This window comes from Nocardia brasiliensis ATCC 700358 (assembly GCF_000250675.2).
Taxonomy (GTDB): Bacteria; Actinomycetota; Actinomycetes; order Mycobacteriales; family Mycobacteriaceae; genus Nocardia; species Nocardia brasiliensis_B.
Genome location: NC_018681.1, coordinates 4,139,580 through 4,164,770, shown reverse-complemented (window position 1 = coordinate 4,164,770; position 25,191 = coordinate 4,139,580). Strand labels below are relative to the sequence as shown.

At 69.3% G+C, this 25,191-nt stretch carries 22 protein-coding genes and 1 tRNA gene; 12 read left to right on the top strand and 11 right to left on the bottom strand.

Translation table 11 applies throughout. From position 1 onward, the window contains the following. The first annotated feature begins 107 nt into the window (after positions 1–107). Positions 108–2,213 carry an AMP-binding protein gene (locus tag O3I_RS18780; protein ID WP_014984537.1) on the top strand — a complete coding sequence of 702 codons (2,106 nt, stop codon included), beginning with the start codon at positions 108–110 and terminating at the stop codon, positions 2,211–2,213. Here the strand turns inward: O3I_RS18780 and O3I_RS18775 are convergent. Together O3I_RS18775 and O3I_RS18770 are read right to left on the bottom strand one after the other, a co-directional pair. Next, positions 2,206–3,627 (bottom strand): MFS transporter, encoded by a 1,422-nt coding sequence (locus O3I_RS18775; protein WP_014984536.1) that lies wholly within the window; start codon positions 3,625–3,627, stop codon positions 2,206–2,208. The two genes, O3I_RS18780 and O3I_RS18775, sit on opposite strands and share 8 nt — an antisense overlap. Continuing rightward, positions 3,624–4,634 carry an alpha/beta hydrolase gene (locus O3I_RS18770; protein ID WP_014984535.1) on the bottom strand — a complete coding sequence of 337 codons (1,011 nt, stop codon included), beginning with the start codon at positions 4,632–4,634 and terminating at the stop codon, positions 3,624–3,626. Before O3I_RS18770 ends, O3I_RS18775 begins: the two co-directional genes overlap by 4 nt. A 235-nt stretch (positions 4,635–4,869) precedes the next feature. Here O3I_RS18770 and O3I_RS18765 point away from each other — a divergent pair, with 235 nt between their 5' ends. The 7 genes from O3I_RS18765 to O3I_RS18735 all read left to right on the top strand — a co-directional run bounded on the left by O3I_RS18765 (position 4,870) and on the right by O3I_RS18735 (position 14,024). Further along, complete coding sequence (locus tag O3I_RS18765) at positions 4,870–5,286, top strand: Fur family transcriptional regulator (RefSeq protein ID WP_424769585.1); 417 nt, start codon at positions 4,870–4,872, stop codon at positions 5,284–5,286. 35 nt (positions 5,287–5,321) lie between these two features. After that, positions 5,322–7,547 (top strand): catalase/peroxidase HPI, encoded by a 2,226-nt coding sequence (gene katG, locus O3I_RS18760; protein ID WP_014984533.1) that lies wholly within the window; start codon positions 5,322–5,324, stop codon positions 7,545–7,547. A 132-nt stretch (positions 7,548–7,679) separates the two neighbouring features. Continuing rightward, positions 7,680–8,681 (top strand): Acg family FMN-binding oxidoreductase, encoded by a 1,002-nt coding sequence (locus O3I_RS18755; RefSeq protein WP_014984532.1) that lies wholly within the window; start codon positions 7,680–7,682, stop codon positions 8,679–8,681. A gap of 90 nt (positions 8,682–8,771) precedes the next feature. Further along, positions 8,772–10,280, top strand: a complete 1,509-nt coding sequence (locus tag O3I_RS18750; RefSeq protein WP_041562705.1) for an alpha/beta hydrolase — start codon at positions 8,772–8,774, stop codon at positions 10,278–10,280. A gap of 112 nt (positions 10,281–10,392) precedes the next feature. Then, positions 10,393–11,040 (top strand): response regulator transcription factor, encoded by a 648-nt coding sequence (locus tag O3I_RS18745; protein WP_014984530.1) that lies wholly within the window; start codon positions 10,393–10,395, stop codon positions 11,038–11,040. A gap of 79 nt (positions 11,041–11,119) precedes the next feature. Continuing rightward, entirely contained in the window at positions 11,120–12,877 is a 1,758-nt protein-coding gene (locus O3I_RS18740) for a GAF domain-containing protein (protein ID WP_014984529.1), read from the top strand. Between the two features lie 67 nt (positions 12,878–12,944). Continuing rightward, positions 12,945–14,024: a PQQ-dependent sugar dehydrogenase gene (locus O3I_RS18735; protein ID WP_014984528.1), complete on the top strand. Its 1,080-nt coding sequence runs from the start codon at positions 12,945–12,947 to the stop codon at positions 14,022–14,024. A gap of 11 nt (positions 14,025–14,035) precedes the next feature. Here O3I_RS18735 and O3I_RS18730 read toward each other — a convergent pair whose 3' ends face one another. From O3I_RS18730 to O3I_RS18715, 4 genes are all read right to left on the bottom strand, one after another. Continuing rightward, complete coding sequence (locus O3I_RS18730; RefSeq protein WP_041562703.1) at positions 14,036–15,427, bottom strand: PQQ-binding-like beta-propeller repeat protein; 1,392 nt, start codon at positions 15,425–15,427, stop codon at positions 14,036–14,038. Next, positions 15,424–16,770, bottom strand: a complete 1,347-nt coding sequence (locus O3I_RS18725) for a hypothetical protein (protein WP_014984526.1) — start codon at positions 16,768–16,770, stop codon at positions 15,424–15,426. The genes O3I_RS18730 and O3I_RS18725 overlap by 4 nt, the downstream gene beginning before the upstream one ends. A 193-nt stretch (positions 16,771–16,963) precedes the next feature. Next, positions 16,964–17,335, bottom strand: a complete 372-nt coding sequence (locus O3I_RS18720) for a hypothetical protein (RefSeq protein WP_141691780.1) — start codon at positions 17,333–17,335, stop codon at positions 16,964–16,966. Between the two features lie 174 nt (positions 17,336–17,509). After that, positions 17,510–18,766, bottom strand: a complete 1,257-nt coding sequence (locus O3I_RS18715) for an ROK family transcriptional regulator (protein WP_051066668.1) — start codon at positions 18,764–18,766, stop codon at positions 17,510–17,512. Between the two features lie 101 nt (positions 18,767–18,867). Between O3I_RS18715 and O3I_RS18710 the strand changes: the two genes are divergently transcribed. Further along, the gene (locus O3I_RS18710; RefSeq protein WP_014984523.1) at positions 18,868–20,397 is read left to right on the top strand and encodes a carboxylesterase/lipase family protein; all 1,530 of its coding nucleotides are present in this window, start codon (positions 18,868–18,870) and stop codon (positions 20,395–20,397) included. 5 nt (positions 20,398–20,402) lie between these two features. Here the strand turns inward: O3I_RS18710 and O3I_RS18705 are convergent, their stop codons facing one another. Further along, positions 20,403–20,795, bottom strand: coding sequence for a VOC family protein (locus tag O3I_RS18705; protein WP_014984522.1), 393 nt, complete (start codon positions 20,793–20,795; stop codon positions 20,403–20,405). A gap of 47 nt (positions 20,796–20,842) precedes the next feature. Next, entirely contained in the window at positions 20,843–21,256 is a 414-nt protein-coding gene (locus tag O3I_RS18700) for a VOC family protein (RefSeq protein ID WP_029900973.1), read from the bottom strand. Between the two features lie 101 nt (positions 21,257–21,357). Between O3I_RS18700 and O3I_RS18695 the strand changes: the two genes are divergently transcribed. From O3I_RS18695 to O3I_RS18685, 3 genes are all read left to right on the top strand, one after another. Next, a complete protein-coding gene (locus O3I_RS18695; RefSeq protein WP_014984520.1) occupies positions 21,358–22,242 on the top strand; it encodes a sigma-70 family RNA polymerase sigma factor in 885 nt (294 codons plus the stop codon). Then, on the top strand, positions 22,239–22,658 hold the full coding sequence (locus O3I_RS18690; protein ID WP_014984519.1) for a VOC family protein: 420 nt from the start codon (positions 22,239–22,241) through the stop codon (positions 22,656–22,658). The genes O3I_RS18695 and O3I_RS18690 overlap by 4 nt, the downstream gene beginning before the upstream one ends. 233 nt (positions 22,659–22,891) lie before the next feature. Continuing rightward, positions 22,892–22,974 (top strand) — tRNA-Tyr (locus O3I_RS18685). 10 nt (positions 22,975–22,984) lie between these two features. Here O3I_RS18685 and O3I_RS18680 read toward each other — a convergent pair. The 3 genes from O3I_RS18680 to O3I_RS42735 all read right to left on the bottom strand — a co-directional run bounded on the left by O3I_RS18680 (position 22,985) and on the right by O3I_RS42735 (position 25,191). Further along, positions 22,985–23,230 (bottom strand): hypothetical protein, encoded by a 246-nt coding sequence (locus O3I_RS18680; protein WP_014984518.1) that lies wholly within the window; start codon positions 23,228–23,230, stop codon positions 22,985–22,987. Positions 23,231–23,395: 165 nt separating this feature from the next. Continuing rightward, positions 23,396–23,641, bottom strand: a complete 246-nt coding sequence (locus tag O3I_RS18675; protein WP_014984517.1) for a hypothetical protein — start codon at positions 23,639–23,641, stop codon at positions 23,396–23,398. 11 nt (positions 23,642–23,652) lie between these two features. Further along, a complete protein-coding gene (locus O3I_RS42735; protein WP_014984516.1) occupies positions 23,653–25,191 on the bottom strand; it encodes an ADP-ribosyltransferase in 1,539 nt (512 codons plus the stop codon).

The window sequence follows — 25,191 nt, the reverse complement described above, 5'->3', positions numbered from 1 at the left end:
TTGCAGGTTGCCGGTCCGCTGACGCATCGGCGCGACGGGTGACCCGCGGATCGAGGGGCACCCGCCGGCCCCGAGCTGTTCGAACCGGCCGACGAGAAGTGCGTGAGTTGGTTACCGACGTCATCGATGTGGGGGCGGACTTCCCGGTCGCCCGTAAAGCGCTGTGGGATCTGTTCCTGGAACCGCAGACCTATCCACGGTTGTTCGCCGGAATCGGCGCCTGCGAGCTCGTGGAGGAGAGTCCGGACAGCCGAATCGTGCGGGTGCGCATCGGCACCGCCGAATCCGGCATCCGCACCCATCAGCTGCGCCTCACCGTGCGCCGCTGGTACGAGAGCTTCGAACTGCAGTGCCCGGGTACCGGCAGCTTCGTGTCGGTCCGCCTGCGCGGCGACGAGGAGCGCACCAAGATCGTCGTCACCGTGTTCGCCCCGGGCCGGTTGCATCCCGGCATCGCCGAGGGGTCCAATGCCGCGGTGATGTCCTGGGTGAACGCCGGTCTGCGGCGCGCGGTGGACGTCATCCGCGGCGCCCGGACCTCGACCGTGGTCAACGCCGAGAACTCGCCGCTGCGCCGGCAGGTGAGCGTCGCCAAGCAGATGGTCACCGTCGGCGTCGGGCGCACCAGCAGCCTGGCGACCGGCGTCAAACAGGCCCGCTCCCTTGCCAAGTGGGGCTTCAACCTGGCGGGCGGCTACGCCACGGCGGCCGCGTACGCACCAGACCGGATCGCGATCATCGACGAGTCCGGCACCCGCACGTTCGCCGAGATGCACACGCGGACAAGCGCCTTGGCCGGTGCGCTGGCCGCGCTCGACCTCGGCTTCGGCGACACCATCGGGCTGCTCGCCCGCAACCACGCCGGCATGGTCGAATGCATGGTCGCCGCGGGCAAACTCGGCGTCGACGTGGCGCTGTTGAACGTCGGACTGTCCGGCAGGCAGATCGAGGACATCGTGCAGCGTCACCGGCTCGCCGCGCTGTTCGTCGACGGCGACCTCGAGCAACTGGTCCACTATCTGCACGCCGACCTGCCGCGCTTCAACACCGACGGCCGCCCGCCGGTGCCGGGGCGGGCCACCCTCGACGATCTGATCGCCGAGGGCGAGCGGCCGTGCCGGCTGCCGAACCGCGCGGGCAGGCTGATCGTGCTGACCTCCGGCACCAGCGGCACCCCCAAGGGCGCGCGCCGCCCGGAACCGAAAGGCTTCGGCACCATCGCCGCGCTGCTGTCGCGGATTCCGCTGCCGATGGCGGAGCCGATGCTCATCCCCGCGCCGCTCTTCCACACCTGGGGCCTGGCCGGTTTGCAGATCAGCACGCCGTTGCGGGCCACCGTCGTGCTGCCGGAGCGCTTCGACGCCGAGGACTGCCTGCGGCTGGTCGCCGAGCACCGCGTCGCCAGCATGATCGTGGTGCCGACCATGGTGAACCGGATCCTCGATCTCCCGGCCGCGGTACGCGCCCGCTACGACACCTCGAGCCTGCGGGCCGTCGTCAGCTGCGGCGCCCCGCTGGCCGGTGCGACGGTGCTGCAATTCATGGATGCCTACGGCGACATCCTCTACAACGTCTACGGTTCCACCGAAGTCTCGTGGGCCACCATCGCCACCCCCGACGATCTGCGCACCGCGCCGACCACCGCGGGCAGGCCACCGCTGGGCACCCGCATCGCGGTGCTCGGCCCCGATCAGCGGCCGGTGCCGCTGGGCGTCACCGGACATATCTTCGTGGGCAACCACATGCTCTTCGACGGCTACGTGAACTCCGCGCCGCCCACCGAGGCCGACGGCATGCTCGACACCGGCGATCTCGGCTACCTCGATGTCTCGGGCAGGCTCTTCATCGCCGGGCGCGACGACGAGATGATCATCTCCGGCGGCGAGAACGTCTTCCCCCGCCCGGTCGAGGAGGCCCTGGCGCATCTGCCACAGGTCAGCGAGGTCGCCGTGGTCGGCGTACCGGATCAGGAATTCGGCCAGCGGCTCGCCGCGTTCGTGGTGAAACGCGAAGGGGCGGGGTTGGATTCGGACATGATCCGGTCCTATATCCGGCATCGCCTGAGCCGTTTCTCGGTGCCGCGCGACGTCACCTTCCTGCCGACACTGCCGCGCGGTGAAACCGGCAAGATCATCAAACATCTGCTCACCGGCGGCCCGCCCGCGGAGGGTTCGGTGCAGTCCCCGCTCGGCGGGCCCCATCTGGTCACCTGAGCTTGTCCGCCGGATCGGGCAGCGCCAGGGTCGCCGCGGCCATGGCGAGTGCCCCGATCGCGATGGCCGACAGCATCAGCACGCTGCCGCTCAGCGTGTGGACGCGAAAGAACATGACGCTGAGCAACGCCAGCCCCACCGCGTTGCCGATCTGCTCGATGGTGGGCAACTGGCCGGACGCCTCGGCCATCTGACGCTCCCGCAGTCCCGACAGCATCAGCGGTTGCAATTGCACCCCGAACAGACCGACTCCGAGTCCGGACAGGAAGACCGGGCCGAGCGCCAGCGCCAGATTCACCTCCCCGTTGGTCAGGCGCAGATATCCCGCACCGACCGCGACCAGGCTGCCGTACCCCGCGATCCCGCCCGCGAGTACCTTTACTCCCCAGCGCTTTACGAGAAACGGCGAGGCGAGCGCACCCGCACCTGCCCCGAGCGCGAACGGTGTCATCGCGAAGCCGGTGCGCAGCGGCGAGAAGTGCAGGATGTCCTGCAGGGTGATCGAGACGGTGAACACGAACGCGGTGAACAGCCCGAAGAAGCACGCCACCAGTCCGGCGCCGATCGCGAAACCCCGGTCGGCGAACAGATCCAGGCGCACCAGCGGGCTGCCGCCGCGCCAGACCAGCCTGCGCTCGTACGCGAGGAACACCGCGCCCAGCGCCAGTGCCGCCGCGAGCACCGCGAAAGGCCCCGGACGCCAACCGTTCTGCTGGATATCGGCGAGCGCGGCGAGCAACGCGAACAGGCTGACGGTGGACAGCACCACCCCGCCGAGATCGAGCCGATCGCGTTCCGGCGGCCGGCCGAGCCGCAGGTACCGATACCCGAGCGCGAAGGCGAGCAGCCCGATCGGCAGATTCATCAGGAACACCGAATGCCAACCGAGACCGGCGATATCGGCCGTGACCAGCGCTCCGCCGACGATCGGGCCGAGCATGCCCGCGAAGCCCGCGGTCGCGCCGTAGAGCGCGAACACCAACTGGTGCCGGCTGGGCGGGAAGCTCGCGATCAGGATGGCGATGGTCTGCGCGGCCATACCGGCGCCCGCGGCGCCCTGGAAGATGCGCGCGATCACCAATTCCAGCGCGCTGGTGGACATTCCGCACCACACCGAGAACACCGTGAAAGCCGTGACCGACACCAGGAATACGACGCGACGCCCCAGGATGGCACCGATCCGTGCGGCGGTCAGCAAGGTGCACGCGAAGGCCAGCGAATAGCCGGACACCACCAGCAACTGCTGTGCCGCCGAGGCGTTCAGGTCGGCGGTCAGCTCCGGCAGCGCGGTATTGACGATGGTCACGTCGATCATCTGCATGAACACCGCGATCAGGCAGCCGGTGAACGCGAGCCACGCGTCGAGGCCGCCCGCGAGCCGGATATCGGGCAGCCGGGCGCCGAGGGCCCTCACCGGTTCAGCGCCGCACTGAAGATCGGCCAGGAGTTGTGCAGGTCCTGCTGCCAGTAGCCCCACGAGTGCGTGCCCGTCGCGCGCAGGTCGACGGTCGCCGGAATACGCAACTCCCGCAACCGGTCTCGCAGTTGCCGGGTGCAGACGTGCGCGATGGCCTCCAGCGGTGCGCCGAAGATCAGCTGATAGGTCAGTTGCAGCAGATCGCCGCGGACACCGTCGACGGTATCGTAGGGGCCCGGACTGCCGTTTCCACTGGCCACGTATATCGCTGTGCCACGCAGCTTTTCGGCGTGCAGGTAGGGATCGTTGGCGGCCCACGCGGGATCGCTCGGCGGTCCCCACATGTTCACCGGATTGCCCTGCTGACTGGCGACCACCGCGTTGACCACGGCCTGACCGCGCGCGTCGCTGGTACGTACACAACCGCTGTAGGAACCGATCGCGCGATACACCCCGGGCGCGGACAGGGCCAGCTGGAACACGGCCGTGCCCGCCATCGAGATGCCCGCGATCGCGTTCGCGCCCGTCGTGTCCAGCGTGGCGTCGACGATCGGCGGCAGCTCGCGCGTGAGAAAGGTGGCCCAGCGCTGTTTGCCCAGCGCCGGATCGTCGGCGCGCCAGTCGGTGAAGTAGCTGCCCTCGCCGCCGAACGGGATGACGATGTTGACCTGCTTGTCGGCGAAGAACTCCGCGACATCGGTCGCGTCGGCCCAATTTCGATCTATCCCGCCGTCCGCGCCGTTGAGCAGATACAGTGTCGGCGCCGGTTTCGAATCATCCGGTGCCCGAAGCACTTTCAAGGTCACCGGTTTTCCCATCACCGCGGAGTGGATGCTCATGTCGATGCCTGCCCGACCCTCGGCGAAGCTCAGCACGCGCGAGCCGTCCGGGGCCGTCGCCGGCGGCTCGGCGCGCGCGGTGCTCGTGAGCAGCGCGCCCACCAGCACCGCGGTCGCGCACCGCACCGCGACCACCGACGCGCCCCGGAAGATCCGATCGACCACGCGGCACCTCCGGCCACTTCGTGCACTCGTCCGATGTGCGCAGACGCTAACCGGCCCCGCTGGCCCCGGCCCGGCCTTCCCGGATTCCTTGGGAGACCTGACCGACCGTCACCGCGGGCTCCTGGTGTCGATCACAACGGGCGCGCACCCGGATTCGACCGGCGGCAAATGGTTGACTCATTCCAGAAAACGGACAAGACTCTCGTTCGTGCCGACGGCCATGGAATTCCAGCAGATGCTGCGGGGAGTTTCGCTGCGCGTGACCGCGCCCCGGGTCGCGGTACTGAGCGCCGTGCACGAGCACCCGCACGCCGACACCGATTCCATCATCCGGGCCGTGCGCTCACGCCTGTCCGCGGTGTCGCACCAGGCGGTGTACGACTCGCTGCACACCCTCACCGCCGCCGGCCTGCTGCGCTGCATCCAGCCGTCCGGTTCGGTGGCGCGATACGAGACCCGGGTCGGCGACAACCATCATCACGTCGTGTGCCGCCACTGCGGCCGGATCGCCGACGTCGACTGCGCGATCGGCGAAGCGCCCTGCCTGTCCGCGTCCGACGACAGCGGCTTCGCCATCGACGAGGCCGAAGTCATCTACTGGGGCCGCTGCCCCGACTGCGCGGCGGCGACCGCCGCTCCACCACGTCCCTGACCACAGCCCGCACTACTCATCAAGGAAGGAATACCGTGACGTCCGACAGCCGTCCACCGACTCCTGATACCGAAACTCGCAGCGCGAGCGAGAGCGAGAACCCGGCGATCCCGTCCCCGACGCCGCAGACCGACCACCGCCCCCGCACCAACAAGGACTGGTGGCCGGAGCAGATCGATCTCTCGGTGCTGCACGCGCATTCGTCCAAATCGAACCCGCTCGGCGAGAACTTCAACTATGCCGAAGAGTTCGAGAAGCTCGATGTCGAAGCGCTGAAGGCGGACGTCGCGGCAGTCCTGACCAACTCGCAGGACTGGTGGCCCGCCGACTACGGCAACTACGGCGGCCTGTTCATCCGGATGAGCTGGCACGCCGCGGGCACCTACCGCATCGCCGACGGCCGCGGTGGCGGCGGGCAGGGCGCGCAGCGGTTCGCCCCGCTGAACAGCTGGCCCGACAACGCGAACCTGGACAAGGCGCGCCGCCTGCTGTGGCCGGTCAAGCAAAAGTACGGCAACAAGATCTCCTGGGCCGACCTGCTGGTGTTCGCCGGCAACGTGGCACTCGATTCGATGGGCTTCCAGACCTTCGGTTTCGGCTTCGGCCGCCCCGACATCTGGGAACCGGAAGAGGTCTTCTGGGGTCCGGAGGACACCTGGCTCGGCGATGAGCGCTACAGCGGTGACCGTGAGCTCTCGGGCCCGCTCGGCGCGGTCCAGATGGGCCTGATCTACGTGAACCCGGAAGGGCCGAACGGTCAGCCCGATCCGGTCGCCTCCGCACGCGATATCCGAGAGACGTTCGGCCGCATGGCGATGAACGACGAGGAGACCGCCGCGCTCATCGTCGGCGGCCACAGCTTCGGCAAGACGCACGGCGCGGGCAACCCCGACCTGGTGGGCGCCGAACCCGAAGCGGCGCCGATCGAGCAGCAGGGCCTCGGCTGGAAGAGCGCCCACGGTACCGGCAAGGGCAAGGACGCCATCACCAGCGGCCTGGAGGTCGTCTGGACGTCCACGCCGACCCAGTGGGGCAACGGGTTCCTGCAGAACCTGTACGGCTACGAGTGGGAGCTGACCAAGAGCCCCGCCGGCGCGTGGCAGTGGAAGCCGAAGGACGGCGCGGGCGAGGGCACCATCCCCGATCCGTTCGACGGTCCCGGCCGCACCCCGACCATGCTGACCTCGGACCTGGCCCTGCGCGAGGATCCGATCTATCGGGAGATCACCAGCCGCTGGCTGGAGCACCCCGAAGAGCTGTCCGTGGCATTCGCCAAGGCCTGGTACAAGCTGCTGCATCGCGATATGGGTCCGATCAGCCGCTACCTCGGCCCGTGGGTGCCCGAACCGCAGCTCTGGCAGGACCCGGTGCCGGCCGTCGAGCATGCGCTGATCGATGCGCAGGACATCGAGGCGCTCAAGAGCAAGGTGCTCGAGTCGGGCCTGTCGGTGGCGCAGCTCGTCAAGACTGCCTGGGCGTCCGCGTCGAGCTTCCGCAGCACCGACAAGCGCGGCGGCGCGAACGGCGCCCGCATCCGGCTCGAGCCCCAAAAGAGCTGGGAACTCAACGAACCCGCCGAACTGGCCAAGGTGCTGCCGGTGCTGGAGCAGATCCAGCAGGACTTCAACGGCTCGGCCGCCGGCGGCAAGCAGGTCTCGCTGGCCGACCTGATCATCCTCGCCGGCTCCGCGGCGATCGAGAAGGCGGCCAAGGACGCGGGGCACGCCGTGACGGTGCCGTTCGCCCCCGGGCGCACCGACGCGACGCAGGAGAACACCGATGTCGAGTCGTTCGCGGTGCTCGAACCGCGGGCCGACGGTTTCCGCAACTACGTGCGGGCCGGCGAGAAGGCCCCGCTGGAGCGGCTGCTGCTCGAGCGGGCATACCTGCTCGATGTCACGGCGCCGGAGCTGACGGTGCTCGTCGGTGGCCTGCGCGCGCTGGGCGCCAACTATGGCGGCAGCGAACACGGCGTCTTCACCCAGCGGCCGGGCACGCTGACCAACGACTTCTTCGTCAACCTCCTCGATCAGAGCGTCGAGTGGAAGGCCTCGGAGTCGGCGGAGAACGTCTACCAGGGTGTCCGCGCGGGTCAGCCCACCTGGACCGCGACCGCCAACGACCTGATCTTCGGCTCGCATTCGCAGTTGCGCGCGATCGCCGAGGTCTACGCCCAGCAGGACGCGGGCCAGCGGTTCGTCGACGACTTCGTCGCCGCGTGGGTCAAGGTCGTCAACAGCGACCGGTTCGACCTCGCCTGATCCTCGATCGAAAAACAGGCCGCTCCTTCGGGGGCGGCCTGTTTTTCGTGCTGCCCGCGAGTGACTTTCGGCCTTCCGAGTCGGGTCCGAGTCCCGTATCGGCGGTCGGCTCGCGCACCGGACACTCGGGACATGACCGCAAGCGACGCACTCCCCCGGACACTCGCGCCGGATCGGCCGACGCTCACGGCGGCCGTGCGACTGGCGGGGCGGGCGCCCTCGGTGCACAACACGCAGCCGTGGCAGTGGGTGTTCGACGGCACCTATCTGCATCTGCATCGAGACGACGACCGGCTCCTCGGCGCGACCGACCCGCGCGGCAGGCAGCTGGTGATCAGCTGCGGGGCGATGCTGCATCATCTGCGCACCGCGCTCGCCGTGCGTGGCTGGCACACCGACGTCGTCCGGCTGCCTGATCCGGCCCGGCCCGATCGCCTGGCGACGGTCTCGTTCCGCCCGTGGCCCGATCCCCCCGCCGGCGTGCATGCCAGGGCCAGAGTCATCGAGCTACGGCGGACCGATCGGCTGCCGATGCTGCCGCCGCGGGACTGGCCCGAATTCCTGCACGCCGCACGGTTGCTCACCAATCCCCATCACATCGAACTCGACGTGCTCGGCCCGGCGGCGAACCCGCGCCTCGCGCTCGCGGCGCAGCGTACGACCGCACTGCATCGGTACGACATGGAGTACCAAGCCGAATTACATTGGTGGACCGGGCATTCCGATCTGGCCGACGGGGTGCCGCGCAGCGCCGTGATCTCCCGCGAGGAGTCCGCCCGCGTGCCCGTCGGGCGCACGTTCCCCGCCGCGGCGCAGTCCGAGCGCCGCGCGGCGATCGAGGACCGCGCGCGGCTGGTGGTGCTCAGCTCCGCCGCCGACTCGGTCCGCGAGTGGTTGCACACCGGCGAGGCGCTCTCGGCGGTGCTGTTGGAAGGCACCGCGGCGGGACTGGCCACGTGCACGCTCACCCACATCACCGAAATGACCACCGCCCGAAGGACGATCGCGAACCTGCTACCCCACCCCGGCACCCCGCAGGTCGTGCTCCGGATCGGCGTCGCACCCGACGGCGAGGTGCCTGTCCTGTCGCGCCGCCGCCCGGTCCCCGAGATCCTGTCGTTTCGTCAGGGATAACGGCAGGACCAATCCGGCGCCTGCCAGGTGGTCTGTTCTGTCGTGTTGCGGCAGAATGAATCCTGGTGGGATCGGCGATGGGGGTAGGCCATGCGTATCCGGGCACGCAGGATCGGGATGATCTCGGCGGCCGCGGCGCTGCTGTTCAGTACGGCGTGTGGCAGCTCCGAGCGGACACCCGACGCGCTGGACAAGTTCTACCGGCAGTCGCCGCAGTGGGTTTCGTGCGCCGAATTCCCGGGCACCGACGCGATCGCCGATGCGGGATACCAGTGCACCCATATCGAAGTGCCGCTCGACTATGCCGAACCCGCCGGTGCCACGGCGCGAATCGCCATCTCCCGTCGCCCCGCCGCCGGCGACCGGATCGGTTCACTGCTCACCAATCCGGGCGGGCCGGGCGCCCCCGGCCTGACGTATCCGGAAGCGTTCGCGAAAACGCCGCTGGCCCAGCGCTTCGACCTGATCGGCGTCGATGTGCGCGGACTGGGCGCGTCCATACCGCAGGTGAAATGCCTGACCGCGGAAGAGTTCCAGGCCCAGCGCAGCGACCTCGACCTCGACGTCTCCCCGGCCGGTATCGCGCAGACCGAGCAGGAACACCGGGACTACGTCGCGAAATGCGTCGAACGAACCGGCCTCGACGTGCTCGCACACGTCGGAACCGCCGATGTGGCAAGGGATTTCGATGTCATCCGGGCAGTACTCGGCGATCCGAAGCTGACCTATTTCGGCGGGTCGTACGGCACGCGGCTCGGCTCGACCATGGCCGAGCTGTTCCCGGACCGCATCCGTGCCATGGTCTTGGACGGCGGCGTCGACCCGGCGACGAACATGATCGACCCGGTCACCTTCTCGGCCGGATTCCAGCACGCGTTCGAGGCTTTCGCGGCCGCGTGCGTCACGTCGCCGGCCTGCCCGATCGGTGCCGACCCCGATCCGGCACGAGTGCGAATCTCGTTGCGCGCGTTGCTGGACCCCCTGATCGAGCGACCAGCGGCCACCTCAGACCAGCGCGGGCTCGGTTATACCGATGCCTTCGCGGGGATCGTCAATTCGCTCTACTCGCCGGAAGCATGGCCGCGGCTCACCCAGGGACTCACCGAACTCACGCAGGGTCGCGGCGACACCCTGCTCGCGGTCGCGGATTTCTTCGCTCGTCCGGACACGGTGGCACGCGATCTCCACAACGCCGTGTTGTGCCTGGAGGAGGTCCGAGTCACCGATCGCGCCGCGGCGGCCGATCTCGATCGCCGAATGCGCGCCGCCGCACCCATATTCGACGACGGGCGGGCGAGCGGGCAAGCGCCGCTGGACCTGTGCGCGTTCTGGCCGTTGCCACCCGCGTCGCAACCACACGTCCCGGACGTGACCGGGTTGCCCCCGGTGCTCGTCGTGGCCGCCACCGGAGATCCCGCGACACCGTATCCGGGCGGGGTAGCGCTCGCCCGCGCCCTGCACGCCCCGCTGATCACCTACGACAGCGTGCAGCACAGCGCGTTCGGGTACGGCGTGGCCTGCGTGGACGAGCCCGTGCTCCGCTATCTGATCGACCTGGCACCGCCTCCCGGGGAGGTGCGCTGCGCGCACGTAGGGTGAGCAGCGATCGCGTTTGTCAAGGGACTTCGGTCACCGATTCGAGGCCCGACGCCGAGCCTGCGGCGGATAAATCTTCGTAGGCTGAGGTAACGGCCCAGGAAGGTGCAACGCAATGGTCACAGTGTTCTTGGTGGACGATCACGCGATCGTGCGACGCGGGGTCGCCGACCTGATCGACGCCGAACCCGACCTCGAGGTGATCGGCGAGGCCGGCACCGTGTCCCAGGCGATGGCGCGCATCCCGGCCCTGCGTCCGGACGTCGCGGTCCTCGACGTGCGGCTACCGGACGGCAACGGCATCGAACTGTGCCGCGAACTACTCGACCAGCATCCCGGCCTGCACTGCCTCATCCTGACCTCGTTCACCGACGAGCAGGCGATGCTCGACGCGATCCTGGCCGGCGCCAGCGGATACGTGGTCAAAGACATCGGCGCCCTCGAACTCGTCGACGCCATTCGCGAGGTCGGCTCCGGGCACTCGCTGCTCGACAATCGCGCCGCCGCCGCGCTCATGGCGAAACTCCGGGAAGAGGCCGCGGCCAGAACCGGCCCACTGGCCGGCCTCACCGAACAGGAACGCACCTTGCTCGAACTGCTCGGCGAAGGATTGACCAACCGGCAGATCGCGGGGCGCATGTTCCTGGCCGAGAAAACGGTGAAAAACTACGTCTCCAGGCTGCTCGCCAAGCTCGGGGTCGAGCGGCGCACGCAGGCCGCGGTGCTGGCCTCCAAACTCAATGCACCGCCGAAGGGCGAATGACCCGCAAACCGCCGACCGGCCCGGGAGCGGTTGGCCGGTGCGGCGGGCCCGCGCGCTCGCACGTGCGAAAATGACCGGCATGGCAGGCAGCGAGCCCGGCGATCCGGGTCAGAGCCCGGTGCTCGAGACCCTTTCGCAACTGCGCCTGCGCGAGTTGCTCGCGGAGGTCCAGGAGCGCATCGCCGAGATCGTCGGCGTGCGCGACCAGATGGATCGGCTGATCGAGGCGATGCTGGTGGTGACCGCGGGCCTGGACCTCGACAACACACTGCGCACCATCGTGCACACCGCCATCGAACTGGTCGACGCCGGTTACGGCGCGCTCGGCGTCCGCGAAACCGAGAAGGACGACCTGCCGCTCGCCGAGTTCGTCTATGAGGGCATCGACGACCGGACCCGGGTGTCGATCGGCGATCTACCGCGCGGACACGGTGTGCTCGGCGTGCTCATCGAGGACCCGAAACCCATACGGCTGCGCGATCTTTCGACCCACCCGGCGTCGGTCGGGTTCCCGGCGAATCATCCGCCGATGCACACCTTCCTCGGCGTTCCGGTGATGGTGCGCGACGAGGTGTTCGGCAATCTCTACCTCACCGAAAAGGCCGGTGGCCAGGAATTCACCGAGGACGATGAGGTCGTCGTGCAGGCGCTCGCCGCCGCGGCGGGCACCGCGATCGCCAACGCCCGGCTCTATGAGCAGTCCCGGATCCGCCAGCAATGGCTCGAGGCCACCCAGGATGTGGCGACCGAGCTGCTGGCCGGCACCGAGCCGGGCGACGTACTCGAGTTGGTCGCCGATCGAGCGCTGCGCCTCACCCGCTGCGCGGTGGTGTTCCTCGCGCTGCCCGAGGACCCGGCCGTCCCACGCGACGAGGTCACCGAGCTGCTGGTCGTCGCGGCCGCCGGTACGGGCTCGGAAAAGCTGCCCGGACAACGTATTCCGATCACCGGATCACATTCCGGCGCGGCCTTCCGCACCGGCCGGGTGGTGGGTGGCGAACAACTGATGTTCCAGCCCGAGTTCGACGGGTCCGCCGAATACGGTCCCGCACTGGTGCTTCCGTTGCGGGCCGAGCACACGGTGATCGGCGTGCTGGTCACCCTGCGCCCACCCGGCGCGCGACCGCTCGGCGCAGCGGCGCAGGCGATGATCACGTCCTTCTCCGACCAGGCCGCGCTCGCTTTGCAATTGGCGGCGACGCAGCGGCGGATGCGTGAACTCGACGTGCTCTCCGATCGCGACCGCATCGCCCGCGATCTGCACGATCACGTGATCCAGCGCCTGTTCGCGGTCGGGCTCTCGCTGCAGGGCACGGCGAAACGCGCGGGCACGCCCGAGGTCGCCGCCAAACTCACCGAAACCATTCAGGACATCCAGTCCATCGTGCAGGAGATCCGGCATTCGATCTTCGACCTGCACAGCAGCACCGCCGCGGACGCCCCGACGCTGCGCAAGCGCCTGCACGCGGTGATCGCCGAAATGACCGCGGACACGGGCCTGCGCACCACGGTCCGGCTGGCCGGACCGGTCTCGGTCCTGGCGCCGCCGCTGTCCGAGGACGTGGAAGCGGTACTGCGCGAAGGTCTCAGCAACGTCGTCCGGCATGCGGCGGCGACCACGGTGTCGGTCCGGCTCGCGGTCGGTGACGACGTCACCATCGCGATCACCGACGACGGCACCGGCATACCCGGCGAGTCGCCGCGGCGAAGCGGGCTGGCGAACCTCGCCGCCCGCGCCGAACAAGCCGGCGGCACCTTCGAGATCAGCCGCAACGACCCGCACGGTACCGTCCTACGCTGGTCGGCGCCCCTGCCCGAGCAGCCGCCACGGTCCTGACACCGCGCCGCTCTCCCCACTTCCGTCGCCAGTCGAGCCGGACGTCCGGATGTGGTTCTACTTAGTCATGACTTCGGCACTTCGACGTGCGGCACGTTACGCGGGTGCCGCGGTGATCTTCTTGGTGGCAACGGCTTTCGTGGCCACGCCCGGTTCGCTGGCGGAGCGCTCCGCGGGCGTGCCCGACCTCAGCGCCCCGCAGGAGGTAGCGCGCGATATCGCCATCCCGTGGGGTCTGGCGTTTCTGCCGGACGGATCGGCCTTGGTCGCGCAGCGCAATACCGGTGTGATCCTGCGCATCTCGTCCGGCACGAAACCGGTTCAGGCGTATCGCGTTCCGGGTGTGGTGGCGCGCGGTGAAGGCGGGCTGCTCGGCCTCGCGGTGTCGCCGCAGTACGCCGAAAACGGGTACGTATACGCCTATTTCACCGCCAGCGCGGACAACCGGATCGTCCGCTTCCGGCTGAACGGCCAGCCCGAAGCGGTCTTCACCGGAATCGCCAAGGCGAGCACGCACAACGGCGGCCGGATCGCGTTCGGGCCCGACGGCATGCTCTACGCGGGCACCGGCGACGCGGGACAGAAACCGCGGTCGCAGGATCCGGCCAGCCCGAACGGCAAGATTCTCCGGCTGACGCCCGAAGGACGGCCCGCACCGGGCAATCCGACGCCGAACTCGCCGGTCTACACCCTCGGCCACCGGAACGTGCAGGGCTTGGCCTGGGATCCGACCGGACGGCTCTATTCGACCGAATTCGGCCAGGACACCTACGACGAGGTCAATCGGATCGAGGCGGGACGCAACTACGGGTGGCCGGTCGTCGAGGGCAAGGGCGACACCCAGGGCGGCAAGTACACCAATCCCCTGGTCACCTGGACCACCCAGGAAGCGTCGCCGTCCGGGCTCGCGATCACCGCGAACACGTTGTACGTCGCGGCTTTACGCGGACAGCGGCTGTGGACCATCCCGCTGCGCACCGACGGCACGCTCGGCCAGCCCGTCCCGCAACTGCGGGACCGTTTCGGCCGGCTGCGCACCGCGCAGGTGGCGCCGGATGGCTCGCTCTGGGTCAGCACATCCAACACCGACGGGCGCGGCACCGTCCGCACCGGGGACGACCGCGTCGTCCGGTTCCCGGCGCGCTGAGCGTTCGCTCGTCAGAGTGGCCGCAACGCGATCAGGGTGCGGGCAGAGGCGTACAGGAAGTGGCCCGCCGTGCGGGCGCGCAATTGCCCACCGTCGCTCAGCGCCGCGGGCGTGGCGTCCACCGCGGTGAACGGGATATCCCAGACCGTCGCGCCGGTTGTCGGGTCGATCGCCCACAGGCCGGTGGCATCGGACAGCACGACGACCTTTCCGTCCCAGGCGGCAGCCGTGCCGTAGCGCTCGGCACGGACCTGCCACAATCGGCGGCCCGTGCGCATATCCAGTCCGGTCATGGTGTGCGCCTGATCATCTCGGAGCAACGCGGCCTCGCCCACGACGGCGATCGCGGTACCCGTGGTGGAGTCGCCGGACTCGGTCGCTCGCGGTGCGGTGACGAGATCCGGGCCGGTCCAGGCGACCGCACCGGTGCGGCGATCGCGGGCACTGTCGGCGAGCAGCACCGGAACGCTGTCGTCGGCCGGGCTATCGATCGAAAGAGACTGGGTGGCCCCGTGATCGGTCGTCGCGATCACCCGGCCGGTGCGGTCGAGGAGGTCGGAGCCGGTGACCCGATACCCCGCGCAGTCGGTGTGCACCCGCAGAACCACTGCGCCGCGCATGCTCGATGCGCGAGAGCATCCGTTCAGTTCCGCCGTCCACGTGGGCGCGCCGGTGTCGAGATCGAATCCCGCGAGCCCGGCACCGAGGGCGAACACGCCCTGGCCGTCGGTCACCGTCAGGGCGTCGCCCGGCAGGTCCTCCCAGGCCGTTCCCATGGCGAAGTCGCGGGACCAGTACGCCTGCGGGTCCGCGAACGTTCCGGCGTGCACCCGCACGTCGTCGGATTCGACATCGCCCTCGGCGACATACACGCGATCACCGGTGGTCGCCAGCGCGAAGACCAGCCAGGGCGTCGACGTGCGAGTGATCTTTCCGCTGCCGATGTCGTAGCCGACCAGCTCGGAGGTCGCGGAAGCGTTGGTGTAGCACACAATTCGGCCGTCGACCGGGGCCGCTGAGCAACCCCGCAGGCCCGGGGCGGGCTCGCGCCAGCGCACCGCGCCGGACCTCGCGTCGATGCCGGCCAGCATCGGATCCCGCAGCGCCATATCGCCGTTCGCGACGCCGGTCACCACGATCAGGGTGTCGCCCGCGTCGATGAATCCCGGGCCGCCGACATCGAATTCGGTGCCCGCGACAGGGTTACGGAACTCCAGCCCGCCGTCGCCGAGGGTGGCGGCGGCGACGGACCAGGCCAGACCGGGCGCCGCGGCCGCGGTGCCGGTGATCTTGCGGACACCGTCCTCGGGCTGGGTCAGCACGTAAACCGCACCCGCCGTGGTGAGTACGGCCGCCACCGCGGCGAGGATCAGCCCGCGCAATCCGGGAACGGAGCGCATCATCGGACCTCTAGGCCTGGTGTCAGAGCGATCGCCTCGAGCTTCTCGAACGGCAGGGCAGGGGTGGGCTCGTCTGCGGTAGTGCCGACGCGAACCCGGGCGCCCGACATGCGGATGACCGTGACCGAGCGCATGAGCTGCGGAACAGGTTGCGCCCCAGGCTGCGTCGACATTGTCGTGAAACGCGATTCACTCGTCTCGACGATGGTTCCGTCCGGCAGCCGGCGCGAGGTCACGCGCTCGCCGTCCGATGCGGAGGCCGAAGGGTCCGGCGGACGCTGCCCCGTGAGGACGGCGACCTCCAGCCGCGACTGGTGCCCCGGCGTCGTGATCCGGACCGCCTGGCACACCCCGTTGCCGCCGAAGTCCGCAGGGCGCAACTGCCCCAGTGGCCGGTCCAGGGTGAGCCCGTCGAGCGGGATCTGGGCCAGCACGGCGTCCAGCCTGCGAGCCGTGGCCTGATCGATCGTGCCGCCGCCGTCGGTCTCGCCATTGCAGGATTCGGGCACGTCCGGCGTGCGGGGTGGCACCGGTGCGCCGACGCGCAAGCCCGGTGCCGTCACCACGGCGACCAGCTCGTCGAGGCTCAACGGCACTGTGCCGGAATGGTTGACGCCATCGGTGTCGGTGGTGGTGGCCGTGGCGGCGGTACCGTCGGCCAGATAGGCATGCGCGGTGCGCGACAGGGTGCGGACGCCGTCCACTTCGTACCAGGTGTCGTCGACGTCGACGACACCGTCCGCCAGGTGCTTGCGTTCGTCGAGATCGCCTGCCACACAAGGCGGGACCGCCGCGGTGGAGCGCCGCACCGAGAGGTTGAGACCTCCCGTCGCACTGCCCCGGCGCAGGATGGCGTCCGCGCTGGTCCAGCCGCCGAAGCCGGACGGCCCGCCGGAGTCTTCGGGATCCGTGATGGGACGGAAGCGCAGCGAATGCGCGACGGCGGCGAAGGCCAGCTCGACCCCGCCGGGCAGCGCATCCTGCGCCGCCTGCGACATCGCGACCGCCTTGGGGCCGGAGAACCACGGATACGCCGGGTTGTCGTAGCCGGACTCGGCCGACTCCACGAAGGCCATCGATGTGCCCTCGCGCGGCGGCTCGACGGTGGCGCAGCCCGGAATCGCCGCCGGAAACACCACCGACGGGGTGACATAGGACCGTTCGCGCGACGGCTCTTCCGTGCTGGACGCGGGCGCCGGCGCGGTCGTCAGCTCCGGTTCCCGCTCGTGGAGCAGCCCGCCGACGATGACGCCGCTCGCCACGATCGCCACACAGATCAGTGCCACTGTCCACCCGGTCACCGCGCGCGACGGCTCGGCCGGGTCGGTTTTCTCACCGCTGTCCACGCGTCACGCCCTCCCTAGCCCGTCGACATTCCAGGGGGATGTCTACCAAACGCGGCACGAGGTACATCGCGCAGGCGGGCCCGGCGCTACTCGGGCCGACGGCGGATTGCGAGCGCGACCAACCGCATGAATGCCGGACTCGCTCGGCACAACCCGCCCGGCACTGGTGCGCCACGGCCGGCGAATCGTCGAGCTACCAAGCGCCGATGAAGAATTCGAGCACCGCCAACGCGACGGCCGCCAGCACTGCCGATCCCGCCGCCGCGCCGAGCGTGAGGATTCGGGCACGGCGGCGGTCCGCACCGGCCACCCGAACCGCGACGACACCGCCCACCACCCCGAGGATCGCGAGCACCGGCGCGCCACCGAGGATCAGATAGAACAAGCTGCCCAGCGCCGCATCCCCCGCCCCACCGAATCCGCGGGCGTAACCCGACAGCGGCACCGGAAACCGGTACACGATCGCGACCAGCGCGGCCGCCACAGGTGCCAGCGCGACCGCGACCAAGGCCCCCAACCCCGCCATCCTCGTGACGCTCGCACCATCCGCCGCAGAATCAGCCATCCCTGCAGCTTATGGACCCCACCGCACTGCACCGCCCCGGCCCCGTGCCACGGCACCGGCTCCCGACAGACCTCCGTTCGGCTCAGCGCTCCTTCGGGCTCCACCGCGCCACTTCAATCTGTCGTAGGCAGCCGCACACCTCTGTCGACCAGACCGGACTTCTGTCAAGGTTCATCAGGTCGGGTGACCCGTCTCAGCCCGGTGCGCGACGGGCGGGCGGGGCAGGCGCGGGACGGTGGCAGGGTCGGACAGTGCTGCGCGGCGGGCGAATTCGACTACGCCGAGTAGGGCGGCGTCGGAGCCGAGGTGCGCGGGAGTGACTTCCGGTGCGAGCGTGGGCACGAGGGCGCTGCGGCCGGCGAACTGCTGTCCGATGATCGGATCGAGCCACGGAAACCATTGCGCGAGTGTGCCGCCCAGGACCACCTCGTCGATGTCGAGCAGCGCGGTGATGGACAGGATCGCCGCCCCCAACGCGCGCCCGGCGCTCGCGATCGCCACGAGGGCGCGCTCGTCACCCCGCTCCAGCGCCGCGACGAGTTCCGCCGCGGCGGGTGCCAGCCCGGTGCGCCGCAACAGATCACCGAGACCCGCCGCGCCGAGCACCGCCTCGGGACCGGCATAACACACCAGACAGCCACGGGCGCCACAAACACACAGCGGCCCCTCGAAGGCCACCGGCATATGTCCCGGTTCGCCCGCCACCCCATGACTGCCGGTGTGAATGACACCATCCAGCACCACGCCCCCGCCGATTCCAGTGCCCGCCGCGAGGTAGACCATGGCCCGCGGCCGTCCGGGATGCGCGTGGTATTCGGCGAGCGCGGCGGCGTTCGCGTCATTGATCACGTCGATCGGGCAGGACAGATCCGGGAGCCGCCGATCGATCAGCGCACGCAGGCGAACCGGACGCAACCAGCCGAAATCCGGTGCGACGAGCACGGTTTGGGCGGCGTCGGCAGCGACCGGCCCGGCCATCGCCACCGCGACGCGCACCAGTTCCGCGCCGGGCGCCGCGGTTCGGGCCCGTCGTACCGCGTCCGCGATCCGATCGGCCAGCGACGCCGGGACACCGGCGGTGCCGTCGTGCGGTGACATGTCCTGCCACACAAGGGTTCCCGCGAGATCGGCGAGAGCAACGCGCACGTGCTCGGCACTGACCTGCACGGCGACCGTCATCGCACGCCGCGCCACCAGCCGGAGCAGACGCCGCGGCCGCCCACGTCCGCCGAGACTTCGTACCCCGTCTTCACGCACCAGTCCGCGCACCGCGAGATCGGCCACCATGGTGGTGACCGAGGCGTGCGACAGGCCGGTCGCCACCGCGATCTCCGTGCGCGCGCACGGGCCGTGCTCGGCGATATACCGCAGCACCGCACCCAGGTTGCGTCGCCGCACCGCCACCGAATCGTGTGCCCCACTACTCGCCACCTCTCCGAGACTATGCAGGTCACGAATTTTTTCAACCCTTGACTGATTCACCCTCGACTCGCGAACATACCGAGGTCCCACGAACCGAATCGAGGTCTGCCATGTCCACTGCGCGCATCCGGCGCCGCGCCGTCCTGCTGGGCGCGGGCGCGCTCGCGGTGGCGGCGGCCTGCGCCACCGAGCGCTCGCCTTCGGACGTCGTCCGGACGACCTACGGCCCCGTCCGGGGCATGCGCCGGGACACCGGCCTGGCCTTCCTCGGCGTGCCGTTCGCACAACCGCCGGTCGGCGAGTTGCGGTTCGCCGCGCCCGTCCCACCCACGCCCTGGACCGAAACGCTCGAATGCACCGCTTACGGACCCACCGCACAGCGCAGATCCTTGGCCGCGGTGACGACCATTCCCGAGCCGAGCATCCCCGGCGACGCCATCCTCAGCGTGAACGTCTTCACCCCCGATCCGACCGCCCGCGGGCTGCCGGTGCTGGTGTGGATCCACGGCGGCGGCTTCGTCGCGGGCAGTCCGGCCAGCCCCTGGTATGACGGGGCCTCGTTCAATCGTGATGGCGTGATCGTGGTTTCGGTCGGTTACCGGCTCGGGATCGACGGGTTCCTGCGCCTGGACGGCGCCCCGGACAATCGGGCGGTACTCGACTGGATTGCCGCCCTGCGCTGGGTCCGCGACAATATCGCCGCCTTCGGTGGCGATCCCGGCAAGGTCACCGTCGCGGGCCAGTCCGCAGGGGGCGGCGCGGTCTGGGCGCTGCTGGCCACGCCCGCCGCGCGCGGGCTGTTCCGGGCCGGCATCTGTGCGTCCGGGGCGGTCACGCAACCGAACGACCTCGCCGCAGGGCATGCGGTGGCCGAGCTGTTCACCCGGCGCACCGGTGTGCCGGCGACCGCGGCGGCCCTGCGCGCGGTGCCCGAGAACACGCTGCTCGATATGCAGGACGCACTGCAAGCGCCCGGCCCCGGCGGCGAAGCTGTGCCGATGCTCGGACTCGCACCGTTCGCCGACGGTGCGCTGATCCCCGAAGCCACCCCCGAGTTGTTGAAAAACGGGGCGGGCGGCGATGTTCCGCTCCTGCTCGGCTTCACCAGACACGAATTCAACATGGCGGCGACCATGGCCGCTCAGCAGCCGGACGCAGCCGCCGCGAGCCCGCTCGCCCAAGCGGGCCGCGGCGTCGATCCGGACGCGCTGCGCGCCGCCTACCCTGGCGCGAACCCCATCGAACTCGCCGGACAGGCCATCAGCGACACGATCATTCGTGGCCCCTCCTACCGGCTCGCCGAGGCGCGCGCCACCCGGAACCTGCCCACCTGGCTCTACGAATTCCAGTGGACCGCAACCTCTCCGAGCTATCAGGGCCTGGCGGCGCACTGCCTGGACCTACCCTTCGCCTTCGATCTGCTGCACGCGCCGGGCGTCACCGAAGCCGAGGGCGCCGCACCGCCGCAAGCCCTGGCCGACGCCATCCACGCCTCCTGGGTCGCCTTCGTGAAAGAGACCGACCCAGGCCGGGATTGGCCGCGCTACACCGTCGAGCAGCGACAAGTCATGATCTGGTCGGAGCACAGCCAGGTCCGCGCCGACGCCTTCGCCGCCCAACGTCGGCTCTGGCGGCCCTGACCCGATCACGAACCGGCGGTGGTCACCTTCCACAGGTAGCCGTCCGGGTCGCTGAAATAGCCGTAGTACCCGCCCCATTCGGCCGGACCCGGATCTTTCACCATCTCGGCGCCCGCGGCGACGGCGGTACGCATGATCTCGTCCACCGCCGCCCGCGAGTCGGGGTTGATGTGGAACGAGGCACCGCGGAAACCGGAACCCGCCGCGGGCACCCCGGCATCGGCTGCCGCTGCGTCCCATTCGTAGAGTGCCAGGTTCAATGCCCCGTCGTTCAACCGCAACGCGACGAATTTGCGGGTGTCCTTGTCGATTTCGCAGCCCAGGCCCTCGGCATAGAACTGCTTGGCGCGGTTCAGATCCCGCACGCCGAGCATGAAGGCTTTCAGTTGTATCGGCACGTTTCCTCCTTCGAGGCCGGTACTCGTCAGATCTCCTGCCGCAGCGGCTATTCCGCGTACGGCTGGTCGGTTCCCTCGGCGCTGTAGCCGAGACTCCAGATGTAGCCGTCCGGATCGGCGAACGAACCGCCGTAGCCGCCCCAGGGCAGTGCGCCCGCAGGCTTGAGCACGGTGGCTCCTGCCTTCTCGGCCTCGGCGACGATCTCCGCGACTCGCTCTTCACTGCGGACGACGTAGGTCAGGACCAGTCCGCTGAAGCCGCTGCCCTCCGGACTCGTACCCACCTGACCGGCCAACCCTTCGCGGCCGTAGAAGCCGACCCGGGATCCGCCGTCCGGCTCGAAGAACACCGAGACGCCGTAGTCGTCCTTGATCTTCCAGCCCAGCCCGTCGACATAGAACTGCTTGGACCGCTCCAGATCGGCGACGCCGAGCAGGATCGAACTCACATGCGCTTTCATACTTCTCCCTGGGGATTCGAGGCGTGGACCGGCGGGTTGTCACATCGGTGTGGTGTGGCCGGTCAATAGGTATGACAGCCCCGGACGAAGGAACGTGACAGATGGCCGAGCAGGACTGGTTGAGCGAACAGTTCACCGAGCACAGAGACCGGTTGCAGGCGGTGGCGTTTCGCATGCTCGGCTCACCCGAAGAGGCTCAGGACGCCGTGCAGGAGGCGTGGCTGCGGGTCGGGCGGGCCGACACCGATCAGATCGAGAACCCGGCCGGGTGGTTGACGACGGTGGTCGCCAGGGTCTGTCTGAACATGCTCGAGGCCCGGCGCGTCCGTCGTGAGGAGTCGGCCGGCGCACTTCCGCCCGAACCTTCGGCGCCGGCCGCCGATCTGCGGCACACGGCATCGAACGGTCCGGAAAACGAAGCGCTGCTGGCTGATTCGGTGGGGGTCGCGCTACTGGTGGTGCTCGATGTGCTGACCCCGGCCGAGCGGTTGGCGTTCGTGCTGCACGACATCTTCGCGGTGTCGTTCGGCGAGATCGGCGAGATCATCGACCGCACCCCGGTGGCGGCACGCCAGCTCGCCAGCCGGGCCCGGCGGCGGGTGCAGGGCGCGGCGGAAGCCTCCGGAGCCGCGCGCTCGCGCAAGCGGGAGGTCGTCGCCGCGTTTCTCGCCGCGTCCCGGCACGGGGATTTCGAGGCTCTGGTCGAGTTGCTCGATCCCGATGCCGTGGTCGGCGAGATCCGCGGTGGTACCGCGGTCGCGGCGTTCTTCTCCGGGCGCGCGCAGGCCGCGCGGCTCGCGCTGGTCGACGGCGTCCCCGCGGCGGTGTGGCTGCACCGCGGACAGGCGCGGGCGGTCATCGGCTTCACCGTGCGCGACGGGAAGATCACCCGCGTCGACGTCGAAACCGACGCCCAGCGGATCACCGGCTCGACCATCGTCTTTCTCGTCGACCCGGCCGCCGGCCGCAACGCGGACGAAGCATGACCGACCTGGATCTGCACCTCACGACCCTGCGCCTCACCGTCCACGACCTCGGCCGGGCAGTCGACTTCTACCGCGACGTGCTCGGTCTCGAGGTACACGGCGAACCCGACGGAAAGCTGTCACTGCACGTCGGCCCGTCCGCGCAACCACCGGTCCGGATCGTTCTCGAAACACCGGACGCCGTCCCCGGCATCTCACCAGCCGACCGCCGAGCGATCGAGGACCTGATGACCGTCGGCCTACTCGGTCGCCTGGAGTTCCGAACCACCGACTGCGACAGCACCTTCGAGCGTCTCGAAGCCGCCGGCACCGAAGTCATCCAGGAACCCATCACCCACCCCGACCACACCCGCGACTGCGCCTTCCTGGACCCCTCCGGCAACCTCCTCCGCTTCACCCAGCAGCCGCACCCCTGAACCCACGCCGTCACTCCCCCCGATCCGCGTGCAACGCAACGAGTTCGGCGACGGAGCGCACCAAATCCGAGCTCGGCAGGAGCGAAAATGGGTTGGAAGGGGTGGCTCGGTTTGGCACGATGAGACCAAAGACTTGAAAGGGCGAAGGAGGGCGGGCGTGCGGGTGGTGCGATATCGCCGTGTCCGACCGTTCGACCGGTCGCGCTGAAACGCAGTGCGCTGTCGAGCGATTCGGGGCGGCGTCGACGTTGGAGAGTCGGGCTCGGCTGTAAACCGAGTGCCACGCGCTGAGTGGGTTCGAATCCCTCCCGCCCCACGATGAGGGCCTACTCGTCGGCGGGCGGCGCGGGCGGCGCATACCGGGTGCTGTCGTCCCAATCGGCATCATCGTTCCAATCCTCATCACCGAACCGGCTCGACAGATGGATCCGCTTCTCGGGCGGCACGGCCTCGCGCCGAGCGTTGAACTCGGCCCATCCCGCCGCGATTTTGGCGGCTCGCTCCGGGTCACGTGGCGGCAGTCCTTCCTCTTCGCGGCTGCTGAACTTGCGGCCCTTGTAGTACTCAGCCATCGGTTCCTCCTAAGGGATCTCGATCATGTAGATGCCGGTGTAGTCCCGCAGCGCGGCACGGTCGGCGTCGGACAGCAGCGACCCTGGCGTCGGATCGACCTTGGGTTTGAGCCGTCCGGGGGTCGACGGCCGGTTCGCCGGTAACCATCAGCGCCCGCCCTCGCCCTACTCGTCGGCGGGCGGCGCGGGCGGCGCGTATCGGGTGCTGTCGTCCCAATCGGCATCATCGTTCCAGTCCTCATCACCGAACCGGCTCGACAGATGGATCCGCTTCTCGGGCGGCACCGCCTCGCGCCGGGCGTTGAACTCGGCCCATCCTGCGTCGATTTCTGCGTCCCGCTCCGGTGAGGGCGGCGGCAACCCTGCCTCTTCCCGGCTGGTGAATTTGCGGCCCTTGTAGTACTCGGCCATCGAAGTTCCTCCTAGGGGATCTCGTTCATGTAGATGAGGATTCGCCCGCTCGGGTCGTTCTCCACGACTTGGCGGACCTCGAAGTTGGTTCCGGACTTGAACAGCACCTCTTGCTCGCTCGGTCGGCGCGCGAACTCCTCTACGGACTTCCCGTGCTCACTGAAGATGCGGAATTCCACCGGACGGTCGAACGCGGCCTCTGGCGTCCGTGACGCGGAGGTGAAACCCGCCTCGGTGACCATGTCGCGTCCGACGGCTGCCTCGCGGTAGCGGGCCAGATCCTCGGCGCTCAGCTCCACGCGGCGTGTGACATGACCTTGGTAGTCGGGCAGCCTGTCGAGCGCGGCGTTGATCTCCCCTTCGCGCATCTGCTGATACCGGCTGATTCCACCGTGCCGCAACTGCCAGTTCAGCGCCTCCGAGCCGCCGGGACCGGTGTAGTCCCACAGCGCGGCGCGGTCGGCGTCGGACAGCAGCGACCCTGGCGTCGGATCGGCTTTGGGTTTGAGTCGTCCGGCCGGACCCAATTCCTCGAGCCGTTCGCATTCGCGCACGTGGCGGGCAAGGTCGGCGTCGAGCTTCACCCCGGCGGCGATCCGGCGGTTGGTGAGCCATTGTTCGATGATCGCCCGCATCGGGCGCGCGTAGCGCGCGCAGATGGCTGCGGCACCCGCGACACCGATAGCTGCCCCGGCACCGAAGGTGATGAACGAGGAAGCGACCGAGATTGCGGCGGTGATCGCCAACTCTTGGATCAGTGCGTCGCGCACCATTTCGAGTTGCTGTTTGAGCAGCTCGCGCAGTTCATCGAGGGCGGCACGATGATCCCGGCACGACTGAGCCAGATCCGCCATCGCGGTGAGCGCGGCCTCGGCGGCCGCTTTCAGTGCGCGCAGATCCTCATCGATGAACTCGACCTCCGGCGCGACCACATCGGCGAACGCGACCGCGGCGGCCTCGAGAATCGCCGGGAACCCTGCCGCCCCTTCGGCGGTGCGTGTGGCGTCCCAGGTGATCGCGGCGTTGGAAATGGTGGTGGCGTTGCCGTCGGGCACGGTGAGCCCGATCTTCTCGACCAGGCCCAATCCCTCATCGATCAACCCGTTGCCGGGGCCGCCCGCGGACGGGAGCGGAACTCGGCAATTGAGGACCGGGTACATCGGCGTCGGAGGTTTGACCGGGGCTGGGCCCGCATCGATAGTCGCGCCGTGCTCGGCCAGCGCGCGTTCGTAGCCGCAATTGTTGAGCACCACGGCGTAGGCGTGTGCGGCGCTCGCGACCTTGGTGACCATGGACAAGATGTCTTTGGCACGCTGGTCGTAGGACTTACCCCACTCCTTGGCCTCGGAGTACGACCCGGTCATGTTGGTGGCCTTGGCCAGTTCCGGCCAGCGCGCATCGATGGCCGACCACCACGCGGACGCACCAGCCGCGATTCTGGTAGCGGTGTCGTAGTAGACCGCGGTGTCGACGTCGAGCAACGATCCGGTCAATGAACGGCCCGCCCGGCCGACACGGCTCCGATCACTGCTGTCGTCCCCTCCGGTCAT

Coding starts and splice junctions, on each gene's coding strand:
- O3I_RS18745 (WP_014984530.1), top strand. CDS start 10,393: ATGGTCACAGTGTTCTTGGTGGACGATCACGCGATCGTGCGACGCGGG.
- O3I_RS18695 (WP_014984520.1), top strand. CDS start 21,358: ATGGCCGAGCAGGACTGGTTGAGCGAACAGTTCACCGAGCACAGAGAC.
- O3I_RS18675 (WP_014984517.1), bottom strand. CDS start 23,641: ATGGCCGAGTACTACAAGGGCCGCAAATTCACCAGCCGGGAAGAGGCA.
- O3I_RS18690 (WP_014984519.1), top strand. CDS start 22,239: ATGACCGACCTGGATCTGCACCTCACGACCCTGCGCCTCACCGTCCAC.
- O3I_RS18730 (WP_041562703.1), bottom strand. CDS start 15,427: ATGATGCGCTCCGTTCCCGGATTGCGCGGGCTGATCCTCGCCGCGGTG.
- O3I_RS18720 (WP_141691780.1), bottom strand. CDS start 17,335: ATGGCTGATTCTGCGGCGGATGGTGCGAGCGTCACGAGGATGGCGGGG.
- O3I_RS18750 (WP_041562705.1), top strand. CDS start 8,772: ATGCGTATCCGGGCACGCAGGATCGGGATGATCTCGGCGGCCGCGGCG.
- O3I_RS18755 (WP_014984532.1), top strand. CDS start 7,680: ATGACCGCAAGCGACGCACTCCCCCGGACACTCGCGCCGGATCGGCCG.
- O3I_RS18710 (WP_014984523.1), top strand. CDS start 18,868: ATGTCCACTGCGCGCATCCGGCGCCGCGCCGTCCTGCTGGGCGCGGGC.
- O3I_RS18700 (WP_029900973.1), bottom strand. CDS start 21,256: ATGAAAGCGCATGTGAGTTCGATCCTGCTCGGCGTCGCCGATCTGGAG.
- O3I_RS18680 (WP_014984518.1), bottom strand. CDS start 23,230: ATGGCTGAGTACTACAAGGGCCGCAAGTTCAGCAGCCGCGAAGAGGAA.
- O3I_RS18765 (WP_424769585.1), top strand. CDS start 4,870: ATGCTGCGGGGAGTTTCGCTGCGCGTGACCGCGCCCCGGGTCGCGGTA.
- O3I_RS18740 (WP_014984529.1), top strand. CDS start 11,120: ATGGCAGGCAGCGAGCCCGGCGATCCGGGTCAGAGCCCGGTGCTCGAG.
- O3I_RS42735 (WP_014984516.1), bottom strand. CDS start 25,191: ATGACCGGAGGGGACGACAGCAGTGATCGGAGCCGTGTCGGCCGGGCG.
- O3I_RS18735 (WP_014984528.1), top strand. CDS start 12,945: ATGACTTCGGCACTTCGACGTGCGGCACGTTACGCGGGTGCCGCGGTG.